A 23,692-nucleotide genomic window follows, 5' to 3' on the forward strand; every position below is an offset into this window, starting at 1 on the left:
GTATGGACAGCGCCTCTTCCATCTCGCCGGTTGAAACACCCTTCAGGTAAAGCCACGGCAACGCTGGCCTCCAGCGAGCGGGTTTTGCGTACGTACGGCGGCACCAAAGCTGAGCCGAAAGTTACTGATTGGCCGTCCTTGCTTCGCAGCTTCGGTACTTTCACCTTCACCGGGGCGATCCCGGTCTATATATCGCGTTCCGGTAGGTAGCCGTTGCGGACTACAGCCGAACGACCATCGCCCAAGCGGCGGTCTTGAAAGCCCTCCATGAAGGTCGACAGCTCTGCCTCCACTTCCTTCTGCAACAGCTCGCGCGCTCCTCGGCGCAAAAGCTCAGTAAGCGGGTCCACTCCCTTCTGTCGACCTGCAAAATCAACAACGGTATTCTTGTCCATAGCGGCGTATTCCTGGTTGGTTGGCTTTGTTTAGCGACAACAAATCAACCAGATGCGCTACTTTCTTTCAAACCCTCAAACACCAGATTCGGTTATAACTTATTGAATGGGGGCCTGCCGGACAATTTAAATGTTGAATCATTCAATCACTGTAAAGGAATTCACCAACCCTGCATTCAACTTTGAAGTACCGTTTAACAATAATCAGGGAGAGCAAGATCTTCTCATGACCAAGGTACAAAAAAAATCTCGGGTTGCTTTCGCTCTGAAGAGGGTGCAAGAGCTTTCAGCCTTATTCGCTCCTATCTATTGACCTGTCAGAAAAATAAGATCTCCTCCGGAGAGGCATTAATGCAAATACTTAACGGAGATTGGCCTGATTTTTTATTAGAAAAGTTCAAATCTTTGGAGGTTGGTGCTGAATAGTTACGTTCGGAGTTGTACAGATTTAGCTCAATTACCGTTCATAAGCTCGGAAATGCTTACAGGTTCCATGTCAAAAGTCAGTATGGCTTATGACGATATTGTTCGCTATTGCCATACTTCTGGCAGTACTGGCACTCCCAAAAGAGTACCTTACACCCGCAAAGATGTTGAGAATGCAGTTATATCACAAGCCCGTAGTTATTTATTTGCGGGTGTTGAACCATTCGATAAGTGTTTGTGTACTATGACCTATCAAGCGGTATGATCTGCCATGCCGCCAGTGAGATTTTTGGGCTTACCATTCCCGCTGATTCATCTCTGGGAATTGACTACCATATCCAGAGTTTACAGCAAGGCCAGCTTAATTATATGGTCTGCCTACCCTCACTGCTGCCAAGACTGGAACGTCATTGCCTGGAAAAAGACATACCACCGGAAAGCTTCAATTTACGCAACATATTTGTAGTTGGCGAATTATTCTCTGAAAATTTCTGCAACCACTATGAAAACGTATTCAATTCCAGGCTAGTTAATATGTATGCCAGCACTGAGCTTGGGTTAGTAGCGAGTGAGTGCCACCATCATAACTTACATGTCTGGGAAGATTTTTTTCATACGGAGGTTATAGACTCAGACACCGCAGAGCCTTGTGAAGATGGCGCTACTGGAGAATTAGTGATAACCGCACTGCAGCGTGAAGCCCTTCCACTGATTCGCTATAACACACAAGATCTGGTAGAAATGCATAAAAGCCCTTGCGAATGTGGTCATCCCGGCACCTATTTGAGTTCTATCAAAGGACGGCGCGATAATATGTTCACAATCAATGGTGGTAATATCTACCCCATTGCTCTTGAAAATATCATTACCGCAATTGATGGCTTCAGCTCCTTTTGCCGCTGTATTATCGAGAAAATCGATGCTCATGATTGCCTAACCTTCAAGGTTGAAACGCGGGATGATATCGATGAACAGGAAGCAAAACATTTAGCACAGCTGCTTTACAGCCGGCTAACCAGCTCAGACATTACCCTTCGTTTGATTTTTCGTGGGCTGGAATCTGCATCAAGACTTGATATACAAATTTTACAACCGGGAGCAATCAGCCTGAAATCTGGAAAAATAAAAAATAATATATCGCAGGTAGATTCTCATACCTGAAATATTTGAATTTTTTACGTGTTTTGGTTGATTTACTTGATCGTGTCATAGGGCACCTCTGCTGCGTAGTTTATCGCTTAAGGGAGTCTCCGTCGATGGTGGGTAGGATCATTGCACAGGCTACGCTGAACAATGACAAGCATGTTAGTATCATTCGTGTGTACAGGCACCTGCGCAAACGGTGTGAGCAATCAGATAAATCTACAGAACCAGCTATTGTTTATTGTGATCACTATTCCAGGCAGCTAGTTCCGCTTTCACGGATAGCACACTATCAATGTGTTGACGTAAATATTCTCAATTGCAATAAATTATCAGGTGGATTTAGTCTGGACTAGTCTAACCAATTCATATTTTGTGACCCGCTATATGGGTGGTTACTGATTTATGACTTGATAATTTTCCCAATTTATTTTTTTCTACTTGGTGAAGTACTGATTCCAATTCTGTGTTTGATCACGACCGATCATGGCGCCAAAGCGATCGAACCATTCGTTTAGGGACGCTTTCGGTAATGCATCAAAAGCGCTCTCACCCCTACATATAGCCCTATAGTATTTGACTAGGTTATCATTGGATGAGAATAAAGCACCAAGAGGGTATATGGCCATATTGAACCCCATTTTGTGGGCTTGTTGAGGTGACTTGTAGGGCGTTTCCGGGCTGCCTTCTATGACATTGACTAGCACCAAAGAAGATGTATCTTTGAGTTCATCAGCAACACTTTGAAGTTCTTTTTCATTTTCTGGAGCTTCAACAAACAAAATATCAGCTCCAGCTTCACTGAAAGCTATTGCCTTCGCAATTGCTGACTTTGTCCCCTCGACAGCAACAGCATCTGTACGCGCAACTACAAGCAGATCATCCTGATCTTTGGCATAAGAAATTGCAGGGTTTAATCGATATTTAATCATTTCTTCAGTTGAGATTATTTCTTTACCCTTCCCCAGAGGGCCAGCCATATGCCCACAACTTTTATTAATGCCAAATTGATCTTCAATTTGAACAAACTGAGCTCCAAGCTTATGCATTTGTCTAACGGCCAAAATTACTGATGATGGTTCATTGCCATAACCCGTATCAATATCGACCCCAATTGGGAAGGCTGGCTTACCGTTTTGAACGCTTGCAAACCAGGTTGCCGATTCTACAACGTGGGTTTGATGCTCCATTTGTCCGCGCAAGATATATCCCATATCGGCAAATCCAAGGTCTGCAGCACATAGATAGCCTGAACAATAGTAGATAAAACCACCAATAAAATCTGGTATTTTTCCTTCATCTTCAAGGGCGTAGATTAACTCATGTAGTATTCGAGCTTGAGCACCATTGCCAACGCCTATCGCAAGAATTAGGCGTCCGTCTAGGTCTTTTGCCATTTTTTTCAGCGAAACTCGATTCGATTTAAAGTTGGGATGCATTTGAACGCTCCATCGAGTTAATTTACTGTAAATGGTAGATTAAATAATCAATTGCTCCTGCTCTTTAAAAATATTTAGTGGCCTTATTCCAATGGAAATGGCGCTACATGAACTATACTATTCATTGAGTGTGTGTAGATAGCGAGAATACCTACAGGGCGCAGACGGCATAAGCTATGTTTCTGGAGATCTGTATTTAGATCTTCTCTGCGGCAGAAGAAGCGAGGGAAGGCCTCTACGCCGGAAGAATAGATTGATGGCGTATTGTTATCTGAGACCAGTAGATAGAGTGCATGGCTGTTATGACGATATGAAACCGAATTGAATGTTCGCGATTTAGAATCAGTAAGCTCAAGAACTCTCTCCGTATTTGTCCATGTCAGTAAGACCCTGAACCTTACACTTGTAGCCGAGCAACTGGGCCTGCCTAAATCGACATTCACTAAGGAGATATCCAGGCCTTAAATATGCATGTTTCTTTCCCGAATAGCGGGATGAGCGGCTCGCGCTTTTCGTTCGTCGGAAGGCGCACCGAGAATCATGTGAAAATTGCACTTGACGGAGTCAGGGTGATCCCTTCTTTGTTAGTTTTAGACCTTGTCTTGTAATGGCTCCTCTATGTGCCGGTCTTTTGGAGTAAAATACTTAATTTCAGTACTTGTTTCTGCCACTGTAAAAGTAAGAAACTCATCTTCAATTTCTGAGTTAAGGAGGGTCTTGCAATCCTCCTCATAGTTGTTGGATAGGCGCCAGGGGTATGTTCGTCCTTGCCTGGGCAGCTCTTTGTTTGCACGCTTTACATATCCTGAAACCAAGCTGCTCATAACGGATTCTTGCTCCGCGCAACCCTCACTATCAACTGCGGTACACACCTGCTGATTGTGTGCTCTCATATGATTGAGCAATTTGCAGATATAACGAGCTGTGATATCAGCTTTTAGCGTCCATGGTGCATTGGTATAGCCAAAAACCCAAGACATATTGGGGATACCTTCCACCAGAACGGCTTTGTAGGTGATTCTTTCATTGAAGGAAACCGGCTTACCATCAATGGAGAGAGCTATTCCTCCGAGTACCTGTAATTTTAATCCGGTTGCGCTGATGATTACATCTGTGTCCAATTGTTGGCCAGATTTTAGTTTGATGCCTTCGGCAGTAATAGAGTGTATTTCTCCGGTGTTTATTGAGGCATTGCCGGAGCTGATGGCGGTGAATAAATCGCCGTCGGGGACCACGCAAAGACGTTGTTCCCACGGTTTGTAGTTCGGGGTGAAGTGTCTGAGGTCGAAGCCATCCGGTAGGCTCTTACGCACATCTTTCAGTAATAGTTTTCTGATGAAATCTGGCCATCGCTTGGCTGCTTTGAATATCCAGCGCTGTAACTTGATATTTCGCCAGCGTCCGAAGCGGTGAACCCAGGATTTAGGTAAAAACTTTAATAACACAGATGAAAGCTTATCGAGGGAAGGCACGGAAATAATATAGCTGGGTGAGCGTTGTAGCATGGTGACGTGCTTTGCCGTTCCAGCCAGTTCTGGCACCAGGGTAACGGCTGTCGCTCCGCTTCCGATGACAATAACGCGCTTGTTGCGGTAATCAAAGTTTTCAGGCCAGTGCTGTGGATGAATAAAGTTGCCCTGGAATGTCTCAGCGCCTGGAAATTGGGGGAGGTAACCTTCTTTGTGATCGTAATACCCAGTGCAGGCGATCAGGAAGTTACAGCTGTATTCATGCTGGGTGCCCGATTCACAATGGCTACCGATAAGTGTCCATAATCGCTTTTTGCTGCACCAGTTGGCTGAAGTTAATTCGATACCGAAGTGAATTCGCTTTTTTATATCATATTGTTCTGCTGTTGAGTCGATGTAATTCCGGATTGAGGGGCCGTCGGCAAGTATCTGAAGGCTGGGCCAGGGGTTGAAATCAAAACCGAAACTGTACATATCTGAATCCGATCGAATCCCGGGGTACGTGAACAGATCCCAGGTTCCACCAATTCGGGCGCGTCGCTCTAGGATTGCATAGCTTTGTCCGGGACATTCGCGGCTCAGGCGATAGGCCATGCCGATTCCAGAGAGGCCTGCACCGATAATCAGTACATCAAAATGTGTCGATTTCAAAAGCGTTCTTCTCTGTTACTTTTTATCTCCTATAGCCTGCGTAGATAAATCGCCAAATTATTGTTAAATTGCGACAATAAATTGTCTTTTGGCGCCGCTGGGGCTTTGGGGGGATTGTGGCTAGTGTCATTCGAGCCAGTGTTTTAACCGGCTACTGTGATTTATTGAAAGCACTCGGTGGTGATGGAGAGGCTTATCTGGCAGGTTTTGGTATCCCCTTTGATATCAGTCCAGCAGATTCCCGTCTGGTATCTTTTGTGGATGTTGCCCGCTTATTGGAAACGTCAGCTAAGGAGCTGCAGTGTCCGGACTTGGCGCTGCGTTTGGCCGCGCGCCAGGGCGTTGACCGACTGGGTGGGATTGGGGTGGTTGCATGTAACGCGAGTAGCCCGAGAGAGGCATTGGAATTGGTCAGGCGTTTTCTGTCACTGCACAGTCCATCGCTGAGCCTACACCTAGAATCGGTTGGTGATAGAAGCTTGCTGCGCATTGTGTTTGATTGGCTGGACCCGGTACTGACTGACTACCCTCAGGTTCAAGAACAGGTATTGGGCAATACGCTGGTGATGTTGCGTATGCTGGCGGGGGATAAATGTCGGCCTTTGCGGGTCCTGCTTCCCCATGAGGCGCAATCCCAGGAAGCTGATTATAGTGATTATTTTGATTGCGACATTCTGTTTAAATCGGGCTACTGTGCATTGGAGTTCTCTTCTGGAGAGCTGGATTGCCTGTTGCTTTCGGCCGATCCCGTGGTAAAACGGCTGGCAACTCACGACCTTGAGCAGCAGGACCTTGTTATGCCGGTCTCCCTTGCTAGCCAAATTCGAATTTTATTGGGCCAGCTATTGCCTGGAGGAAAGTATCAACTCGGAACGGTGGCCGACCATTTGAGCCTGCACCCTCGGACGTTACAGCGACGACTTGCACTCGAGGGACTCAGATATGAGGTGCTATTGGATGTGGTAAGGCGGGATCTGGCGAGTACTTATCTTGCGGATACCCGCTTGGCCTTGGGGCAAATTACCGGTCTCCTCGGGTACTCTGAACAGAGTAGCTTCCAGCGCGCCTGCCGACGTTGGTTCTCAAACACACCGCGAAATCATCGTTTACGGCTCGCAGGGAGCAGCCCGGGAAGGCAGGGCAGTGGCAGTTTAATCCAAGCCGACGTGAGCTAGTTACTAGTATTCGGTGGGTTCCACTTCGCCTGGCCGCCAGGTCTTTTCGAGCCAGGGTCCCAGGGGTCCATACAACCGAAGAATAACGAAAAATCCTTTGTTTGGAAGGGTTTCCAACCAGTTTTTTTCAAAACCTTTGGGGGCTGAGGGCCCAAAGAAAATATCGTAGGAGCCGTCACTGTTTTCGCGTATGCCCTTGGTTTGACTGCTGACGGCGGGGAACGGTTGGTTGGTTTTCAGCATTGAACGAGTTTGGCTGTCGTAGATATTTACCGCCCAAAAAGCGTTGACGGGTACATCGGGAGGCAGGTGCAGCCGGTACTTTTCCGAGCCGTCAAAAGGCTCCTTATTTTCGTCCACGAAAGCAATGGCATAATCGGAACCTTTACCGGGCTCAGTAGCAGTCATTGCGGGGCTGACACCAGTGTAAGGGTAGAAATAGCTGACTCTAGCATCGCTGTTAATTGTTTTTCCATCTGGGCCATTGAAGAAAATATTCTTACCGGGAAATGCCATTACCCAGGCGCTGTCTGTGCCCGGATAGATCTTGATATCGGACATAGACTTGTCGGTTCTCGGATACCAAACAATGGAACGGGCGATACCGTTGCCGATGGCGACAGCGTCGGTCAGTATATTTGTCATTCGCTTATCGGGACTGAAGGCCTTGCCCTTTTCAATGCCGATGGAGGCAAAAAGACCACGGGTTTCCGGGTTGAGCATGCCGATCCATTCATACTGGATGACTTCATTTAAGTGTTTATAAAACTGATAGTCATTGGGGTGGATGGTGTTGAACGCCTTTCCGGAAGCGCTGATAAATACCATCCGTGGCGGGTTGCCCTTTTTTGAGAGCGGGTACACCCTCAGGTTGTCCTTAACATTCTGTACAGCCTCTTCCAGGGGTTGGTTGCTGGGGGATCGCATAAACACCCAAACCCGGTATGAGCGCGGGTACACGGGGAAATACCCGAAGGGAAGGTTGCCCTTATAGTCGGGGGGTAGCACCAGGTATTTTCCGCCTCTGCCTTTATCGGGACCTGGGACACCAATGTCCTCAACAAAGCGGAACCAGGCATCATTAAATGCGCCCATAACGTCGGGGGGCGTGTACATTACCGTTGGGCCATCCCGCTTCAGATCCAGGAAAGCCAGTGTATAAATGGTGGATGTATTGCCGGTAAGAAAAAGCGATTCAGAACTCATCAAGCGGTCGAAGATCAAAACCTCATTGGCTGATTTTGCGCCCAGCTCCTTACCGCCCTTCATAAGGGCATGGACAGAAGCACCTTGAATCCCCTTAAGGAAACTGTCCACGGCACGCATATGATCAAGATAGTCGTACAGTTTTTCTGCGGTCGCTGGATAGGGTGCTCCATCGCGAAACTGAAGTGTTCCTATACTGCTTTCGATGTTGTCGGGTGTGCTGATGGACGATAGGGTTCCTGAGCTGATATCAGAAACAGCTCTTCCCGAAGCAAAGCAAAGCACGGCAGCTATCCCCAAAACAAGAGAGACGGGCAGGCAGCGGTACAAGTAACTCAACATAGCTTCCTCTATATGGAAAACTCTCGGCAAGCTGTAAGTGTGTGGTATCGAGGGCTCCCCTAGCGTTATATCGTGCCTATTTTTCGCGTTAGATGCCTTGAGCTAAAAGTGATCTGCGCCGGCCTATTTGTCATGTCTTTAAAAGGCCTTTCATGGCGTTTCCTGCTTGGATTTGCCCTACCAGTCTGTAAAAACGGCCAGAGTGAACCCAGCACTGACCGAATGAGCTGTGGTAACGAATTGGCAATACCCCCGCTGAGGAACATATTTTCAAAAGAGATTTTGGTGGAGTCCACGATATTTGTACGCAACCTATTTCATTGGTTTTTGACAAGTAAAATTTAATCAACTTTATTTGCCTAGCGCTACCGCTCGGCGCTATCTATGGCGGCAGATCCATTCTTGTAAGATGTACTTAGGGTCAGGGGCGTAAATATTCTGATGTTTTAAATTTATGTAAATAAAGCGGGCATGTCTTTTTTGGAATATTGTGCGGTCCCGGTGGCTTGCGACCCAGTAGGGTGGCCTGGCAGATTGCCCGTACTGTGACTGACCTGTTCAAAATAAACTAAAGAAATTTCCAGTATTTATTTTAATTATATACAGGTGTAGGTTGGGCTGGGCTTGGGGCGCTTGAAGCACAATTGTGGTGAGGGTAAAGAAATTTCACATCCTCCCCCTTCTGGTGGAATATTTTCCTTGCTTGTGTTTTTGTTAACTGACTTTTTTTATATTTTCATCATCGCTTAGCAGGAAAAAATACCAATACATGTATTTCAAAATTTATCGTTATGGGTGTTTGTGATTGATAGTCAACACAAAAAAAATCCATTAATGGGAGGTGGTTAACTGGCTGTACTTGTGATGTTCAAATGCACGTCACATGCTTTTCAAAAAATGCTTGTCATTGTTAGGGCATCCGATTTATAAAATGATCGTCCCATGTAGCCGATCTGAATGTTCCCAAAATTTTTATTCAGATCTGACCTAATAATTTAGAATAAAAATTGGACTAAGAATGTTTTCGCTTGCCGACCTATTCGTAAAAGTTATAGCAAACCGTTGGCAGGGGAGCCTGGTGGTTTTAGGTGGCAAGGGCTTGACGGCAGAATGCTGCGAGAAAGCACTAGTCCTGCTCAATGAAGAAGAGGTTGACTTTAGGCCTGGTGATCGTGTGGTAGTGAGGACTCGGTCGGAGATTGAGGCTGTCGCCTTTATCTTGGCTGCTTGGAATTTGGGCTTGGTTATTGTTCCTGTGAAGGGGGATATCAGCCCCTCTGCGGTCGAGCGGCTTGCGTCGGACTGTAACGCCAAAGCGATATGGCAGGATGGCAATCTTACCGATCTTCAGTCGTATCGGTCGGAGCGCACTAAATTTAAAATATCTACACCAACTCGGGTAACCGGGGTTGATCTGGCGCTGATTGTTTACACCTCGGGAAGTACCGGTAAGCCAAAAGGCATTATGCTTACCCATCAAAATATTCTGACTTCTCTGGATTCCATTTGCCAGTACCTAAGCCTCACCGATAGTGATCGTGTGCTCTGTCTATCCCCCTTATCGTTCGATTATGGTCTCTATCAAGTATTGTTTGCGTTGTATATGGACTGTACAACGATTCTCTACGATAAGCCGTTTAACCCGATTCAAGCCCTGAAAGTTATTTCATCCCACCGCGTATCGGTACTGCCAATCGTGCCCGCAATGGGGGCTGCACTGGTCAAATTGATTTCCCTGGTGAAGCCAGACTTATCCGAATTGCGCAGTATAACGAACACTGGCGGACACCTGTCTGAATATGTGGTTCGCTCTTGGAAGGAGTCTTGCCCGAACCTGAAAATCTATTCAATGTATGGCCTGACTGAATGCAAGCGGGCCCTTTATCTTGAGCCTGAACTTTGGGAAGAAAAGATTGGATCTGTAGGAAGGCCAATACCCGGTCTCGATGCCAGGATTTTTTTACAGGATGGTGATGCAATGACTTACCGGGAAGCTGAGGTAGCTGAAATCGGTGAGCTCTACGTCAGGGGAGCGGCGATTATGCAATCCTATTATGATGTGACAGCCCAAGGCGGAGCAAAAATAGTGCCAGGTATCTATCGAGATGATAACTGGTTGGCTACCGGGGATCTGTTCACTCGGGATGTCGATGGTTTTTTGTATTTTAAAGGTCGTTTAAAAGATCTGATTAAGCAAGCAGGATTTTGTCTATTTCCAAAGGAATTAGAGAATCATATAGACTCGTGCTCGCTTGTCCATCTCAATGTCATAGTAGGCTCTCAAGACAGGTTTGAAAATGAAATCGCAGTGTGTGTAGTTGAACTTCATGAAAACACTGAAGGTTATCAAAAACAATTTAGGACCTGGTTGAAAGATAATCTGGATTCTGACTATACCCCGAGAGAAATCAAATTTGTTGAGATCATGCAGCTAACCGCGAATAGTAAAGTCGACAGAAAGCGCATTGAAGAGGAGTTGCAGGCGTAAATTTGATACTTTTATTTCATCGCAAAACAGATTTTTATAATAAATGCTAACCAAATTGAAAGTTGGCGAAGTAAGGTTTGATCGTTTGTCTATCGGGGGATAGCCATGAGTGCTTCACAGAATTTGCTGGTCAGCCAGCTGAGTCAAAATAGAAAAAAAATTTCTACACCTTGTTATGTCTATTCTTTACAAAGTGTTCAGAATAATTATAGAGATTTAAAAGTTCAGCTGGGTACTGGGCTGATCTATTCCTTAAAAGCCAATAGTTGTCTTGACCTGCTGGTGCGCTGTGGGCATGTCTTTGATGATGGTGTTGAGATTGCTTCCATTGGAGAATTAAACCTCCTTCCAAAAAGTGAGAGTCCCCGATATATCAATAACCCGTCTGCAGATAAAGCTTTTATTCGAGCGGCCATTGCTAGCAAATGTACCTTGGTCGTTGACAACATATCACAATTAAAGTTGATAGCGGAATTTGTCGGTAAGCGTCCCATCAGCCCCCTTATTATTCGGCTCAACCCAAGGGTTCTGGATCGATTTGACGATGCCGCAAAGACAGTGCGTCGCGATCATTTCGGTTTCGATTGGGAGGATGCTCTGCAGGCGTTAAGCCTCTGCCAGTTACATGGGTTGGCGGTAGCTGGATTTCATGCATTTAGAGGCTCCTACGGTTTTGAGAAGTTTGCCTTTGCTACTGCAAAATCGGCTCTGCAAATTACCCGAGAATTTGAAAATACACTGAAATACCCACTATCCCTAGTGAACTTGGGGGGAGGTTTCGATCCAAGCTGGCGGAACCGTGCGTTTGATTTTTCACAATACCGCAATCTTATTTCAGAGTTTCCCGAACACATAAAAGTTGTCCATGAAAGTGGTCGTGCGATCATGGGGAGTGCAGGCTACTTTGTCACTGAGGTCCGATATGTAAAATCCATCGATGGGCAACAGTATGGTATTTGTGATGGTGGTATGGCCCAGAATTTTCTGTTGGCAAAAACAGAGAGTACGTTCAAAAAATTTCAGCAACCCGTAATTTTGCGAAATGGGGAACCAGTGGACTCTACGGAAGAGGGGGTTAGCAGCTTATTGGTGGGCACATCCTGTAATAAAGAAGATGTGATTGGCGTAGCCAAGGGGGTTGGTGTACAGCCGGGCGACTTAGCCATATTTGGCGATTGCGGAGCCTATAACGCGACGTATACCGTTGCCCCTTTTCTGAATTTGCCGTCTTCAAAATCTTATCTTGTGGAATAGATCATGAAATTACAACCGATTGCGGGCGGTTTTATAGCCAACCAATTGTCTGGTATTTCTCCTGTGCCCAGTACTTTGCAGGAGTTGCTTGAGAGGGCCTGTATTCGTCTGTTCGATGCATCAATGATTATCGAAGATTCTATGCAGGAACTGGCTCCTCTCAGGGATGCCTCGATCAAGCAGCCATTGGAGCAATTCGAGCAGACCTTCGTTATTGATCAAATTATTGATTCAGTCAGGGATGAGGGGCTGGCGGATAATTTTCACAATATGATCGGCTTGTTTGGATCAATTATGTTGAGTCTCACAGCCACTGAAGAACAACTCCAGCAGGTGAATGATTGGGTCAATAGGGGTATTTTCGGCCACTTTCTCATGACAGACCCTGGAGGTCCAAGTTTACAAAGCTGGAAGACAGACCTCGATGATACAGAGGGAAATCTTGTACTGAATGTAGATAAAAATCACGGTATTGAAGCCCATAAACTGGGATTTGCCATGGTGGTTACCAAGCAGGCCGGGCGCCCCTTTCCTCTGACAGTTATGTTGCCACCTGAACTTTGCAGTCAGTTACACCAGAGGGCCATAGGTGAACCCTTTCTGGATGGGAAATTACAGTTGGGAAACTGCAACGGTAGTGTCCCGATTCGCAAGGATATGTTATTGAGTAAGGGCGGTCTAGGCAGTGTCAATCGATTCTTGACTCTGGTAAGACCGCGTTTTGTAAAGTCATTGATGCATTTTGTTTTATGGCTAAACGGCCAGGGGGAAGCGGAGTTAACCAGTATTGATCAGGAGCATGTCGAGTATCTCATTTTTCTGTGTAATCAGCAGGTAGCAGAAACCGTATTTTCAATGCACAGCGTAAACCGCGTATTGGCGACCAAGTTTTCCAGTAATGAGCTGTTATTGGATCTGGTATCTACCGGAAAAATCAAGTCGCTTGCCCGGCAGCGAGATCTATTGGCGTTTACGAAAATGGAAGGTAGTTCATATCGATGTTTCTTCGAGATCTACAGTAAATTTAAGGGCCTCCGGGTATGAGTCTGTACTTGCGGTCCGCAGCTTTCACTCCGATTGAAACTATCAATATTTCAACAGGTGGTGGCGTGCCTGATGCTTTTGGGAAAATTGCAATAATTATTAAATCTCAAACTGATCGGGTGATATCGAGTGTTCCCGAAATTGATGCTACAAAGATAGATCGTCATTTTCTTTGTTCAACTATGATCGAGTTGCCGTTTAGCTCGTTGGCGATTAGGGAGCGGGACCTCAATTTCACCAAGCCGCCAGCGAAATTACCGGTTACCAGTTTTATCAATACGTATGAGTGTGCTTCTTGGGGCTATAGCTTGCGGCATTACTTGAAGCAGCGCCCAGACTCCACCTATATCATGGTAAGTATTCTGGATGCGAACCTTATGGATCTCAGTTTTTGGCGAAGTAACGAAAACTGGGGGACCAGTGGATTTGGTCTATGCACTTTACTTATTGAAGTTCGGAATTTGAGCCTAGTGACCCTCACAGCCTCCTGTGCAATCACCTATAACACCACGGCTGAATTTGCGACGGTTATCCGAAAAATGGTGACTGGTCGCGATGATTTGACACTGTCACTACCTTTCTTTCCGGAAAATATTCGCCAGATTTTTACTAGACTTCTCAATGGTATCGAAAAACTTCCAGATTTACACGATAGGTGGGGCCACTGCTTTGGTAGTGATCCTTGGCTGAATATCATTTGTCAGGGCGTTGAGGGCAGGTTTACACAAGAAGAAAATCTATTGGCATGTTCAATTGCTTTAAATGGCTACTACTGTACGACAGAGGTCTTGGTCGACACTAAAAGCAATTTTCTATTGTCGGAGGCTGTGTGAAAACAACCGTACGGCTTTCAGGGGTTCTGGAACGTAACCCCTATCCATTGTCACCCAAAGTATGTGAAGCACGCATGTTGCCTTTGAAAGAAGAGAGTGACTTTATTGCTATATCGGCGCTTCCGGTAAATACCTGTCCAGTTTTACTGAATCACACTGAGCATTATCGTCTATTGGAGGAACTGCTGCAGATTATTGAGCAGTCAAGTCTGTCGATAGATATCATTTTGTTGAGAATGCAAATGCCTGCGGGTGGCCGTATGCCAAAGGCGTTCCTTACAGATTCTGTCCTAATGTTACACGATGTGGTCGGTGAGGAATCCATCCTGTTACGGGAAGGGAAATCATATATTGTCATTGAGGATTCTTTGCCGCGTCACCCATTTGAATCGGGATCCAATCAATTAGAAGTTAGGATTTCAACCGCTGAAAGCAGTCAATTACTGGTTGAAGCATTGGCAAAACAATTGATTGAGTGCGGTTTTGCAAACATAAAAATGTATACCATGGACGGGACAACCTAAAAATGTTTATCAAAGAGCTATGGGCTGATAATGGTGGCGAGCCCGAGCGGCTGCTCAGCTCATTGCGGCACTATCTTGACAAGTTTTCACTCTTGCCTGAGTTGGTATATGTGGTTTCTGCCGGAGAAGCCAATGTTTTACAAGAGCGACCGGTTGTAGAGTTCATCGCAGATCTTGAAGAGGCCGGGCATGACATTCATTTTGTAGGGAGTGCCTGTGCCAGCTTCCATGCGGCTGTGTTGAGTTACTCTAAAACAGCTAAAGATGATGCACTGGTCTTGAATCTTGAACTGGGTAAAGAGCGGCAGCAGGAGTGCTTGGACTCGTTGGGAGTTGGTACCAAGCTCGACCAAGATGGGTTGGATGTCTTTGTTGGCGTGTCGGCAAGCTGGCTGTGCCGGGATTATAGTGACACTCACCTTTGCCAGATTTCTAGCTGCGATATTCTTTCCCAAGCACCATCGTTAAGTGGTGCCCCCGATTTGGTAAAGAATATTAAACAGATGGTCTCTGCCTTTAAGAGCCGGGAGACCCGAATCGTTTCTTTTGACATACAGTCAAAATGGGCCAAGGGCTTATTGAAGGGATTTTCTGCAGAGGAAAAAATTCTCTGGTTGCCAAGCATTGAAGAAAATGGGTGGCATTATTTAAGTATTAAACCCTTGATGGAAATTGTTAATTACTATCTCAAGCAGGAACGGACCGATCTCTGGCTGTTAACACTTGGCGGCGGTGGAAGAGTGGGGTGTTTGAAGATTGATTGCCCTTCACCGAGTTATCCGGGATTACTCTCCAGGCTGGTCAATGTTGAAACCCTTTCGTTGGAGGATGCTTATGTTGATTTTAATTCAGCACAGCTTATGGCTGATACCCTGGACCAAGATCACCTACCCCATATTCGCGAGGCATTAAGGTACCCTAAAAGCATTTACCGCGGACGACATAATCAGGTTTTTGATTGGGTACTGAATACGGTTAGTTGGCGAGCACTGTTAGATGGTCAAGGAGCCAGGCATGGGTGAAAATATCTATAAAACTGATCTGAGCGAATTTCAGTTTCTTATTCAAGAGCAGTTCCATGAATCAAAAACACTACTGGGTGATGAGGTATTTAAAGGCTGCACGCCCCAAATCATAGCTGAAGTATTACAGCGGGCAAAAAAGTTTGCTTATGAAGTGCTCGGACCGGCCTACCAGGAATCTGATCGACAAGGTTGCCGTCTTGAAAATGGAAGAGTAGAACTTCCCGATGCATTTCCATCAATGTGGAGCCGCTTTAAGAGCGATTGGGGGGAGATGTCATCCTTTAACGGTGAGGATGACCGCACGGTGTTGCCCCCTTTCGTAATGCAGATGGTCCTGGAAATGTTTATGGGAGCAAACCCCAGCTTCATGACCTATGGAGGTTTTTGTCTGCCGTCTTCAACTTTGGTGGAGAAATATGGGACCGATCTACAAAAGAAACTCTTCAGCGACAAACTAGCTACATCAGAGTGGACATCCTGCTTGTGTTTAACCGAGCCTCAAGCCGGGAGTGATGTATCTTTGGTTGAGACCCGAGCGTCCAGGCAAGAAGATGGTAGCTACTTATTGACAGGTGAAAAGTACCTGATCAGCGCCGGTATGCATGAACTCACAGAAAATAGCATCTATTTTGTGATGGGACGGGGGGAAAAAAGTGGCTCGGGTACCTACGGTCTGTCTTGTTTTATGGTACCCAAATATTGGGTCGAAGAGGATGGCAGTCTGGGGGCATTCAATAATATTGAATGCTTGTCTCTGGCAGAGAAAATGGGTTTTAAAGGTTGTGCCAACACGCATTTACGCTTTGGCGGCCGGGGGCCATGTAGAGCTTACCTACTGGGAAATCGTGAGAATGTAGGATTATTACAGTTTCTCACCCTAATGAATCAAGCACGGATAAGTACCGGTGTCTATGCGCTGGGAATGGCTTCCTCGGCCTACTATAACGCGCTTGCGTATGCGACAACTCGGTTGCAGGGAAAGAAATTTCACGAGAGCTTTAGCTCAACTGCCAGTCGGGTCAATATTGTTGAGCACAGCGATGTTCAGCGTATGTTGCTTGAAATGAAATCAAAAGTAGAGGGTTGCAGGGCACTTGTTGCCAAACTGACATTGTCCGAAAGTTTGGTGAAAACCTATCAAGGGCGTGAAGAGCAAGAAAAGGCCTCGACTCATCACCAGGGACTTATGAATCTTTTGACTCCAGTAGTCAAAGCCTATATCAGCGACCAGGCATGGCGTGTTTGTGAACTTGCGATCCAAACTTGCGGTGGGCAGGGGTATCTGCAGGGCTTGGGCATTGAACAGTACGCTCGGGATATCAAAGTCTTGGCAATTTGGGAGGGGACCAACTATATCCAAAGCCAGGATCTGATACGGGACAAACTTGGGCTCGGTAACTCAAGCAAGCTGTTCCAGTTTTACAAGGTCGAAGTCGATAATTTCCTCAATCGGGGATCGGATTACCCTCAGTTAAGCGTTGAGTTCTCACGATTAAAAACTTCTTTTGAACACTTTGAAATGGCCCTAAAAGTGGTTTATTCCTGGGTAAAAAGTAAAGAGATGTTTAAGATTCCGGCATATAGTACCCGTATCCTGCATATGCTGGGGGACATTACTTTGGCTTGGCTACTGTTGGAGGCGGCTTGCGCTTCTGCCGACAGATTGAGTCGAGAGCCGGAAGCTAACGATAGGGATTTTTATAAATCCAAGATCATTAGCGCCAAATTTTTCATTCGCAATGAATTGCCGCGAACAAAATACACGTTAGATATCCTCCAAGACAACGAGTCATTTTGTGAGATGGAAGCGTCATCCTGGGATTCGTTGCTATCCGGCACAGAGGCACTTTCATGAGTAACCTGAATCAACTGAAATCGGCCTACGATGTTGTGATCATTGGAGGTGGTTGGGCAGGTTTGACTCTGGCGCGTCAATTGAAACGCAATAGTCCTGATTGCTCTATCGTGGTGATTGAAGCCAATAACGAATATAAAGCTAAAGTTGGGGAAGCGACTGTCGAAATGACAGGCCACTATTTTATCAAGCAGCTGGGTTTAGTGAATTACCTTTATAGAAATCACTTACCAAAAAATGGTCTCCGATTTTTCTATGACAACCCCGATCATACTTTATTGCTTAGTGATATGAGTGAGCATGGTACATCCAGCATTCCTCCCCATCCCGCTTTCCAGTTAGATCGAGCCAGATTGGAATCTGATCTTGTTGATATGAATAGGGACAACGGAATATCGGTAGTCCAGGGCGTAAAAGCAAAAAATCTGAATATAGTACCTGAGGATGAGTATCACACGGTTGGGGTTTCTGAAGGAGATTCTTCTGCAACGGTTAGTGCACGTTGGTTAGTAGACTGCAGTGGTCGAAACCGGTTTTCGAAAAAGCATAAAAAATTGACTCAGAATGAAAATGTGCCGCGCCATTTTTCCGCATGGGCTAGATTTAAAAACGTCCGGGATATTGATTCCATGGGTGATGAAAATTGGCGTAAGAGGGCATTTGGAAGATTTCTGTCAACAAACCACTTTTCTGGAGATGGTTACTGGGTTTGGTTTATCCCGCTTAGTGGTGGATATACCAGTGTTGGTATTGTCGGTGAGAACAGCAAATTTGATAAACCTCCGACCAAACAACAGGCCTTTTTAAAATTTCTTGCTGAATATAGTGCTATTTCTGAGTTGTTAGAGGGGGCTGATCTGGTTGACTTTGAAGCTTGGGGACAGCTGGCATACAGGGCGGATGAATTTATTTTTCCGGACCGATGGGCTACCTCAGGTTTTTCGTCAATGTTTCTAGACCCGCTGTTTAGCGGCGGTGGGGATATGATCGCTTTGTTTAATGATCATATTTGCCAGCATATTATCCAAGACTTGGGTGAAAATGACCGAGAAGGAGCTCAAAAGAGGCTCGATACAGAGCTGCCGATTGCCAATAAAGTGGTTAGAGAGTTCTATCAAGGACTTTATGCTCATGTGGCTAACGTATACCCGGTAATTGATTCTGCGGAACTTTGCTCACCTCTACTTGCTTACAATACAGCAGCATATTTCCTAGAAATAGTCTGGGATTATATGTCCGATAATTACCTGAATCAGGAGTACTGGCTGCGCAAAAGTTACCTGCGTCGTGGATATATGGCATTGGAGCTGATTTTACAGCGGCTGCTAATAGAGACGGCAAAGGAATTAAAAGAACAAGATAGGTATTATCGCAGAAACTGCGAAGGTTTTTTCGAGTCAGGCGCTGATCACTATAAATACTTTGTATATCTTATGGGAACCCCAGGCAAAGATGGGTGGCGTATTGATCTTAGGGTCAAGCTTTGGGTTGAAATGTTCTTGAAAGTGATTCAGATCAGGTTGGACCTGCCTAAGCTGGCAAATCGGACAGTAGTGCAGCAGGCCATTACCCTCCCAGACTTGCTCCAAAAGCCTAATTTGAATCGCAGTGATAGCACTTGGTTGTTTGAGAAAATTTCTTCGAAGCTCACCGAAATGCTCAACGATGAAATCGAAATACCGGTAGCTGCTGTAGTTTCGCAAACCTCATTTCATACCGATGCGATTGAGATTATCGACCTTTCTGACGGTTACTCGATTAAAGAGCTAGAAGCCGTTACTAGAAAAGCGCAATCGCTTTGGATGCAGACTCAGGAATATATAGCAATGCCAAGTATGGTGCCTGTGTTTCTGGCCTTTGCCCGAGGGCAGCCAGATAGCATCATGGACTCGGTAATAGACCAACGAAAAAACCTGAGTGGGACCCAACTGGAATCTGCAAGTGTAGATTTGGAGGTCGTGTGACACAGGAATTTTTTCAGGCGCGGGATAATAGTAATTTATCTTTTCGCTGGCTGCCTGCGGATAACACAGAGTTTACGCTTATTTGTCTACACGGCAGTACATTTAGTAGCCAGTGGTATCTGATGTTTGGCCGGATTGTGCATAGCCATGGAATCAGTGTCTGCCTGCCGGATTGGCGTGGCCATGGAAAAAGTGAGGGAAAACCTGGGGACTTGGATTATTCCGACCAGTTACAGGATGACCTCTCTGACTTGATTAAGCATTTGAATAAGCGTGGTGTTAACCACTTTGTTTTAGGTGGACACAGTGCGGGTTCATTGGTTGCGCTTAAGTATATCCACTTGTATGGGACAGATAGTATTGCTGGTTTTTTTGCGATAGCGCCACCGCTCACTCAGTCAGAAGAAACTCGAAAATATGATATTCCGGTATCTGGTCTGGAGTATTTTGTTCGCTATAACAGGAAGCGACACTATACACGGCCGGTGGCGGGTAAAGATCAGCAAAACCTACCGAAGCTCAGTCTTTGGAAATACTGGGTGGCCTTAATATTTCCCCGTTTACGGAAACTTTCGGTTTTACGTTTTCCACCGGTAGGCTCTGTGGCTGGCAATCAGGGGCGGGTCTTGGACTGTACCTTTAATCTGTTAAGTGCGTACAGCGTGAAACGCTATTCTGACCTGTTCGCCAGTTTAGACATCCCCTGCCATTTTCTTGTAGGGGAAAAGGATGAGGTGATTGACACACATGTGTTGCATACGATTATGAGCTGGTATGTGTCACCCAGTATCGAATCAAAACTCACCGAGTTACCAAGAGCGACCCATATGTCTGCAATTTCAGCATCGGCTAAACCGATTTCTGGTTGGCTTGAATCTTTGCTTGCTCTACCCGTGGGGGTTGAGTCATGAAGTTGGTCGGCGCTCACTTACCTGCGATGAAATCCCAGATCATAGCCGTGGGCTCGGTGATTACACTGGCGCAGCTTTTGGGAGATGGTTCTTATTGCACTGAGGGTAAAATCGCCGGAGACAATTACGGCTCGGTGCAAAGAAGTGATCGGAATACACTGCACCTGAAAATAGAAAAAAATTGTAATCAGCCCCTTTTCTATTTTGTAAAAGAGGGGCGCTTGTTTTTAGGTCAGAATTTATCCTGTTTTCCTTATGCAGGAGCGATCAATATTGATCATCGGTATCTGATCGAGCTGGAGTATTTTGGGTTTTCAGTTGAGAGAAAAAGCTTTTTGCAAGGGGTGAAAATGCTTTTTCCCGGCGACGACATTGTAGTCTTAGCTGAGGATCTGGTGTGGTTAGATGGCGATCCTAAAGGTAATGGACAGTTCGGAGCGGCATTAGTTACTACCCGGGATGCTAAAGATAGGATTTTTAATCGCTTACCGGCTGTTGCGGCTAAGCTATTTTCTCCCTTCGATACGCTGTTCTACGCTTATGTGGCCCAACAGTTAGAGGCAGCCGAGGGTTCTTTGCTGAAAATTGAACAGGCATGCTTGCCAGTGTCCTTTGGGTATGACTCCTGTAGAGCAAAGGTATTTGATCAAGCTCACAAGCGTAAAGTGGCGGAGGGGGTAGATATACGAGACCACACTGACAGGGTTCAGAAAATTCTTAATCGATGCTGGAAAAAATCCAGTTCGATACTGGAACAACAGGAATATATCAAGCATAAATTCTATCTTCCATTCGTACAGTTCTTACTTAATTCCTTGGCTCAAGGTTCAGGTAAACGAGTGGAAGTAGTCGATGGCGAGGGCGCTGATGAATTTAAACTCCCAGTACTATCAATTGATGATAAGCCCATATGTAATGTTTACGAGTCCTTTCAGCGGGTGTTCTTTTATGGTAGCCATTGGCTTTCAAAAGTCTGGTTTTATATACCGCCCATGATAAGTGCGAGTGTCATAAAGCGGCAGCAAGCGTATTCAAGGAGTGAGCAGCATATTTGTATTTATGCGTTAACTCTGGATTATTTGTTGCGATTTCATAATATAAATACAGGTAATATTACCGGAGAGTAAATATGTCTACAGCAGTTGTAGAGAGCAAGGTTCAAGAGCTTTGTGAGCAGATAGCTCTTATGCTGAATCTTGACACTGTTGATGCAGATACACCGATCGCTGAACTCGGGGTTGACTCCCTGAATATTGTCGAGGTGATACTAATCTGTGAACAGTTATACCCAGGGGTGATGAGCCCTGAAAATTTGGTGTTTGATGAGCATACCACATTGAAAGAGATGGATGGTCAGCTACTCGAAAACTCTGCTGAAATTTAACCCTTTGAAGGGGGCCGTCAATGTTTAAAAAAGTGCTAACAATACTTATCAGTAGTTTTTTTATCGGAAATGTTGTTGCTTGGTTTTCAGGGGCAGCTCCCATAGAATTTGAGAAAATAGAGTTTTCAGACGATGAAATAAAACAGGTTGAATTTCTACAAGAAGAAATTGGTAAAGATAGTAATGACCCTGATTTGATGATGGAGTTGGGGCAACTCTTCAGTCATCATAATGAACTTGATAGAGCCGCATTATTGTTACACAACGCGTATCAGCTGAGACCGGATGATATGTTAATTCGCGCGGCTTATTTCTCTAACGAGGGTAAGCGGGCTGGTGCCATGTTTGATCCAGTTATGGGGCTTTATAAGCTTTATCGTTTACGTCATGCAATGGATGAAGTCGATGACGCAGGGGTTCAGGCTGGATCGGACTTTAACGTTCGCTTGATTCGCTTGATTACTTTTTCTTATGTGGGAAAAATTAGTGGTCACTTTGATCGAGTCTTTGAAGATGAACTCTGGTTTAACCACCTAATTGACACCGGTTCAGATACTCTGCCAGATACGATGGAGCAAATGGTTTATTTGGCACTGGCTAACGCCTATTTTAAAAAGGCCAATGATAGTGACACTGAATTAGCCGTTGCGTTTGACTACTACCAGAAGGCGCTGGCCTTTGCTCCCTGTCCTCTGACTATGGAAGCTTCATGTAAACAGCTAAGCCAGATGGTTGTAATTTTAGGTGCAAGCTGATGCTGGTTGAGTTAGAGGATGTTTCCAAGCGCTATCAGTTGGGAAATCTCTGGGTTGATGCCCTGAGAGGGATAAACTTGACCATTGAGCGTGGCGAATTTCTTGCCGTGAAAGGTCCAAGTGGCAGTGGCAAAAGTACCTTGTTGAATATTCTTTCGGCGCTTGATCACTGTGACTCAGGATCTGTCGAAATAGAAGGAATTAACCTGAGTGCGCTGAATGAGCATCAGTGCTCCCTATTCAGACGTCGACATATCGGTATCGTCTTTCAGTCTTTTAATCTGATACCGGTACTCACCGCTTTGGAGAATGTCATTTACCCATTGACCCTCAGTGGCACTGTCAATGCGAAGGCCAGAGCAGAAAAAGCTTTGGAGGCGGTGGGTCTTGAGCAGTTGATGAGTCAACGTCCCACCCAGCTTTCTGGGGGGCAAATGCAGCGAGTAGCGATTGCTCGGGCGATAGTCAGCCAGCCTAATTTAATTCTGGCCGATGAGCCCACAGCCAATCTGGATTCGGTGACCTCAGAGAGCATAATGAGCCTGATGAAGCAGCTCAATCGAGAACAAGGGGTGACGTTTGTGATTGCCACGCATGATAATTACGTAACCGGCCTGGCCTCCCGCGTGATTACCGTGCGGGATGGTGAATTAGTTGAAGATGAGCCCTCTCCACCGTTTACACTTCAGGAGGCTATCGCCTAATGAAACCCACTACTTTAAATTCTGCCTCTCAGGTATTTTCCGTTTTCGCTGTTGTATTGTTGTTTGCTACAAGCGTATTGGCCGATGACTATATTTCGCCAACAGAAATTCCTTTCAACGATGTAGAGCGAGAGACGTTATTTGTTGCACTCAATGCGAACTCATCCGTAGAGCAAAAAAAGCAAGCCTATTTGGCCCAGCTGGCCCGCCTCACTTCCTCGAAAACTACTAAAGTTGAGGAGGTTGAACATCTTGAGTCCTCTATAGCGGAGCTTCAGCTGCTGTTACCGGATGACCCGGAACTTAATGCCGCACTGGGTTCTTCTATTTCATTTAAGTCCAGTTTCTATATTAATCAGTTGGCCAAACTCTCCCTCTTTTCCAGGCGAGGAAATCGAATAATGGATCGGGCTGTTAAACAGTCGCCCTTGAATTTGGGCGCGCGTTTACAACGGGGTATCAGTTGCGCAAATATGCCGGCTTTTCTGCGAAGAGCTCGTTATGCCGTTGAGGATTTGGAGCTGGTGCGGGAGAAAATTGGGCGAAAATATGGTGCAGAATTTCTAGGTTTTGTCGAATTTTACCTCGCTCAGGCTTACCAAAGAAATGAACAGACCGATAAGGCTCAGCTCTTATTTCGTCAATTAGTAGCATCGGAAACAGATTGGTCTGATAAGGCTAAACAGGCACTGGAGACTCTGTGAA

At 45.6% G+C, this 23,692-nt stretch carries 20 protein-coding genes; 16 read left to right on the forward strand and 4 right to left on the reverse strand.

The features are described from left to right. Window positions 1-185: 185 nt before the first annotated feature. Complete coding sequence (locus MO867_RS23965; RefSeq protein ID WP_373565880.1) at window positions 186-395, reverse strand: hypothetical protein; 210 nt, start codon at window positions 393-395, stop codon at window positions 186-188. Window positions 396-1,058: 663 nt separating this feature from the next. Between MO867_RS23965 and MO867_RS10355 the strand changes: the two genes are divergently transcribed. Then, window positions 1,059-1,982: a phenylacetate--CoA ligase family protein gene (locus tag MO867_RS10355; RefSeq protein ID WP_252466357.1), complete on the forward strand. Its 924-nt coding sequence runs from the start codon at window positions 1,059-1,061 to the stop codon at window positions 1,980-1,982. A gap of 419 nt (window positions 1,983-2,401) precedes the next feature. On the opposite strand, the gene MO867_RS10360 is transcribed toward MO867_RS10355, so the two are convergent. Both MO867_RS10360 and MO867_RS10365 read right to left on the reverse strand, forming a co-directional pair. Continuing rightward, the gene (locus MO867_RS10360) at window positions 2,402-3,403 is read right to left on the reverse strand and encodes an isocitrate lyase/PEP mutase family protein (RefSeq protein WP_252466358.1); all 1,002 of its coding nucleotides are present in this window, start codon (window positions 3,401-3,403) and stop codon (window positions 2,402-2,404) included. A gap of 590 nt (window positions 3,404-3,993) precedes the next feature. After that, entirely contained in the window at window positions 3,994-5,523 is a 1,530-nt protein-coding gene (locus MO867_RS10365; RefSeq protein ID WP_252466359.1) for a flavin-containing monooxygenase, read from the reverse strand. A gap of 116 nt (window positions 5,524-5,639) precedes the next feature. Between MO867_RS10365 and MO867_RS10370 the strand changes: the two genes are divergently transcribed. Next, window positions 5,640-6,698 carry an AraC family transcriptional regulator ligand-binding domain-containing protein gene (locus tag MO867_RS10370; RefSeq protein WP_252466360.1) on the forward strand — a complete coding sequence of 353 codons (1,059 nt, stop codon included), beginning with the start codon at window positions 5,640-5,642 and terminating at the stop codon, window positions 6,696-6,698. A gap of 3 nt (window positions 6,699-6,701) precedes the next feature. Here MO867_RS10370 and MO867_RS10375 read toward each other — a convergent pair whose 3' ends face one another. Further along, window positions 6,702-8,246, reverse strand: a complete 1,545-nt coding sequence (locus MO867_RS10375) for a DUF1254 domain-containing protein (RefSeq protein WP_252466361.1) — start codon at window positions 8,244-8,246, stop codon at window positions 6,702-6,704. A 1,018-nt stretch (window positions 8,247-9,264) separates the two neighbouring features. Between MO867_RS10375 and MO867_RS10380 the strand changes: the two genes are divergently transcribed. The 14 genes from MO867_RS10380 to MO867_RS10445 all read left to right on the forward strand — a co-directional run bounded on the left by MO867_RS10380 (window position 9,265) and on the right by MO867_RS10445 (window position 23,691). Further along, the gene (locus MO867_RS10380) at window positions 9,265-10,734 is read left to right on the forward strand and encodes a class I adenylate-forming enzyme family protein (protein WP_252466362.1); all 1,470 of its coding nucleotides are present in this window, start codon (window positions 9,265-9,267) and stop codon (window positions 10,732-10,734) included. 105 nt (window positions 10,735-10,839) lie between these two features. Further along, the gene (locus MO867_RS10385; protein ID WP_252466364.1) at window positions 10,840-11,988 is read left to right on the forward strand and encodes a type III PLP-dependent enzyme domain-containing protein; all 1,149 of its coding nucleotides are present in this window, start codon (window positions 10,840-10,842) and stop codon (window positions 11,986-11,988) included. Window positions 11,989-11,991: 3 nt separating this feature from the next. Continuing rightward, window positions 11,992-13,032, forward strand: a complete 1,041-nt coding sequence (locus tag MO867_RS10390; protein WP_252466366.1) for a hypothetical protein — start codon at window positions 11,992-11,994, stop codon at window positions 13,030-13,032. After that, window positions 13,029-13,865: a hypothetical protein gene (locus MO867_RS10395; RefSeq protein WP_252466367.1), complete on the forward strand. Its 837-nt coding sequence runs from the start codon at window positions 13,029-13,031 to the stop codon at window positions 13,863-13,865. The genes MO867_RS10390 and MO867_RS10395 overlap by 4 nt, the downstream gene beginning before the upstream one ends. Next, window positions 13,862-14,389: a hypothetical protein gene (locus MO867_RS10400; RefSeq protein WP_252466368.1), complete on the forward strand. Its 528-nt coding sequence runs from the start codon at window positions 13,862-13,864 to the stop codon at window positions 14,387-14,389. Before MO867_RS10395 ends, MO867_RS10400 begins: the two co-directional genes overlap by 4 nt. 2 nt (window positions 14,390-14,391) lie before the next feature. After that, window positions 14,392-15,411 carry a hypothetical protein gene (locus MO867_RS10405; RefSeq protein WP_252466370.1) on the forward strand — a complete coding sequence of 340 codons (1,020 nt, stop codon included), beginning with the start codon at window positions 14,392-14,394 and terminating at the stop codon, window positions 15,409-15,411. Next, a complete protein-coding gene (locus MO867_RS10410) occupies window positions 15,404-17,269 on the forward strand; it encodes an acyl-CoA dehydrogenase family protein (protein WP_252466372.1) in 1,866 nt (621 codons plus the stop codon). The genes MO867_RS10405 and MO867_RS10410 overlap by 8 nt, the downstream gene beginning before the upstream one ends. Further along, a complete protein-coding gene (locus MO867_RS10415) occupies window positions 17,266-19,233 on the forward strand; it encodes an NAD(P)/FAD-dependent oxidoreductase (RefSeq protein WP_252466374.1) in 1,968 nt (655 codons plus the stop codon). The genes MO867_RS10410 and MO867_RS10415 overlap by 4 nt, the downstream gene beginning before the upstream one ends. Further along, entirely contained in the window at window positions 19,230-20,144 is a 915-nt protein-coding gene (locus MO867_RS10420) for an alpha/beta fold hydrolase (RefSeq protein WP_252466376.1), read from the forward strand. The genes MO867_RS10415 and MO867_RS10420 overlap by 4 nt, the downstream gene beginning before the upstream one ends. Before the next feature lie 47 nt (window positions 20,145-20,191). Continuing rightward, complete coding sequence (locus MO867_RS10425) at window positions 20,192-21,271, forward strand: hypothetical protein (protein ID WP_252466379.1); 1,080 nt, start codon at window positions 20,192-20,194, stop codon at window positions 21,269-21,271. 2 nt (window positions 21,272-21,273) lie between these two features. Beyond that, complete coding sequence (locus tag MO867_RS10430) at window positions 21,274-21,528, forward strand: acyl carrier protein (RefSeq protein WP_252466382.1); 255 nt, start codon at window positions 21,274-21,276, stop codon at window positions 21,526-21,528. Between the two features lie 20 nt (window positions 21,529-21,548). Next, window positions 21,549-22,283: a tetratricopeptide repeat protein gene (locus MO867_RS10435; RefSeq protein WP_252466384.1), complete on the forward strand. Its 735-nt coding sequence runs from the start codon at window positions 21,549-21,551 to the stop codon at window positions 22,281-22,283. Further along, entirely contained in the window at window positions 22,283-22,987 is a 705-nt protein-coding gene (locus MO867_RS10440; protein ID WP_252466385.1) for an ABC transporter ATP-binding protein, read from the forward strand. The genes MO867_RS10435 and MO867_RS10440 overlap by 1 nt, the downstream gene beginning before the upstream one ends. Further along, a complete protein-coding gene (locus tag MO867_RS10445) occupies window positions 22,987-23,691 on the forward strand; it encodes a hypothetical protein (RefSeq protein ID WP_252466386.1) in 705 nt (234 codons plus the stop codon). The genes MO867_RS10440 and MO867_RS10445 overlap by 1 nt, the downstream gene beginning before the upstream one ends. The last annotated feature ends 1 nt before the right edge of the window (window position 23,692 follow it).

The sequence above is a fragment of the Microbulbifer okhotskensis genome, from assembly GCF_023895975.1.
GTDB classification, from domain to species: Bacteria; Pseudomonadota; Gammaproteobacteria; order Pseudomonadales; family Cellvibrionaceae; genus Microbulbifer; species Microbulbifer okhotskensis.

What these genes read in the sequence shown, in the direction of transcription:
- MO867_RS10415 (WP_252466374.1), top strand. Translation starts at nt 17,266, where the DNA reads ATGAGTAACCTGAATCAACTGAAATCGGCCTACGATGTTGTGATCATT.
- MO867_RS10395 (WP_252466367.1), top strand. Translation starts at nt 13,029, where the DNA reads ATGAGTCTGTACTTGCGGTCCGCAGCTTTCACTCCGATTGAAACTATC.
- MO867_RS10410 (WP_252466372.1), top strand. Translation starts at nt 15,404, where the DNA reads ATGGGTGAAAATATCTATAAAACTGATCTGAGCGAATTTCAGTTTCTT.
- MO867_RS10375 (WP_252466361.1), bottom strand. Translation starts at nt 8,246, where the DNA reads ATGTTGAGTTACTTGTACCGCTGCCTGCCCGTCTCTCTTGTTTTGGGG.
- MO867_RS10445 (WP_252466386.1), top strand. Translation starts at nt 22,987, where the DNA reads ATGAAACCCACTACTTTAAATTCTGCCTCTCAGGTATTTTCCGTTTTC.
- MO867_RS10435 (WP_252466384.1), top strand. Translation starts at nt 21,549, where the DNA reads ATGTTTAAAAAAGTGCTAACAATACTTATCAGTAGTTTTTTTATCGGA.
- MO867_RS10430 (WP_252466382.1), top strand. Translation starts at nt 21,274, where the DNA reads ATGTCTACAGCAGTTGTAGAGAGCAAGGTTCAAGAGCTTTGTGAGCAG.
- MO867_RS10390 (WP_252466366.1), top strand. Translation starts at nt 11,992, where the DNA reads ATGAAATTACAACCGATTGCGGGCGGTTTTATAGCCAACCAATTGTCT.
- MO867_RS10385 (WP_252466364.1), top strand. Translation starts at nt 10,840, where the DNA reads ATGAGTGCTTCACAGAATTTGCTGGTCAGCCAGCTGAGTCAAAATAGA.
- MO867_RS10360 (WP_252466358.1), bottom strand. Translation starts at nt 3,403, where the DNA reads ATGCATCCCAACTTTAAATCGAATCGAGTTTCGCTGAAAAAAATGGCA.
- MO867_RS10440 (WP_252466385.1), top strand. Translation starts at nt 22,283, where the DNA reads ATGCTGGTTGAGTTAGAGGATGTTTCCAAGCGCTATCAGTTGGGAAAT.
- MO867_RS10405 (WP_252466370.1), top strand. Translation starts at nt 14,392, where the DNA reads ATGTTTATCAAAGAGCTATGGGCTGATAATGGTGGCGAGCCCGAGCGG.
- MO867_RS10380 (WP_252466362.1), top strand. Translation starts at nt 9,265, where the DNA reads ATGTTTTCGCTTGCCGACCTATTCGTAAAAGTTATAGCAAACCGTTGG.
- MO867_RS23965 (WP_373565880.1), bottom strand. Translation starts at nt 395, where the DNA reads ATGGACAAGAATACCGTTGTTGATTTTGCAGGTCGACAGAAGGGAGTG.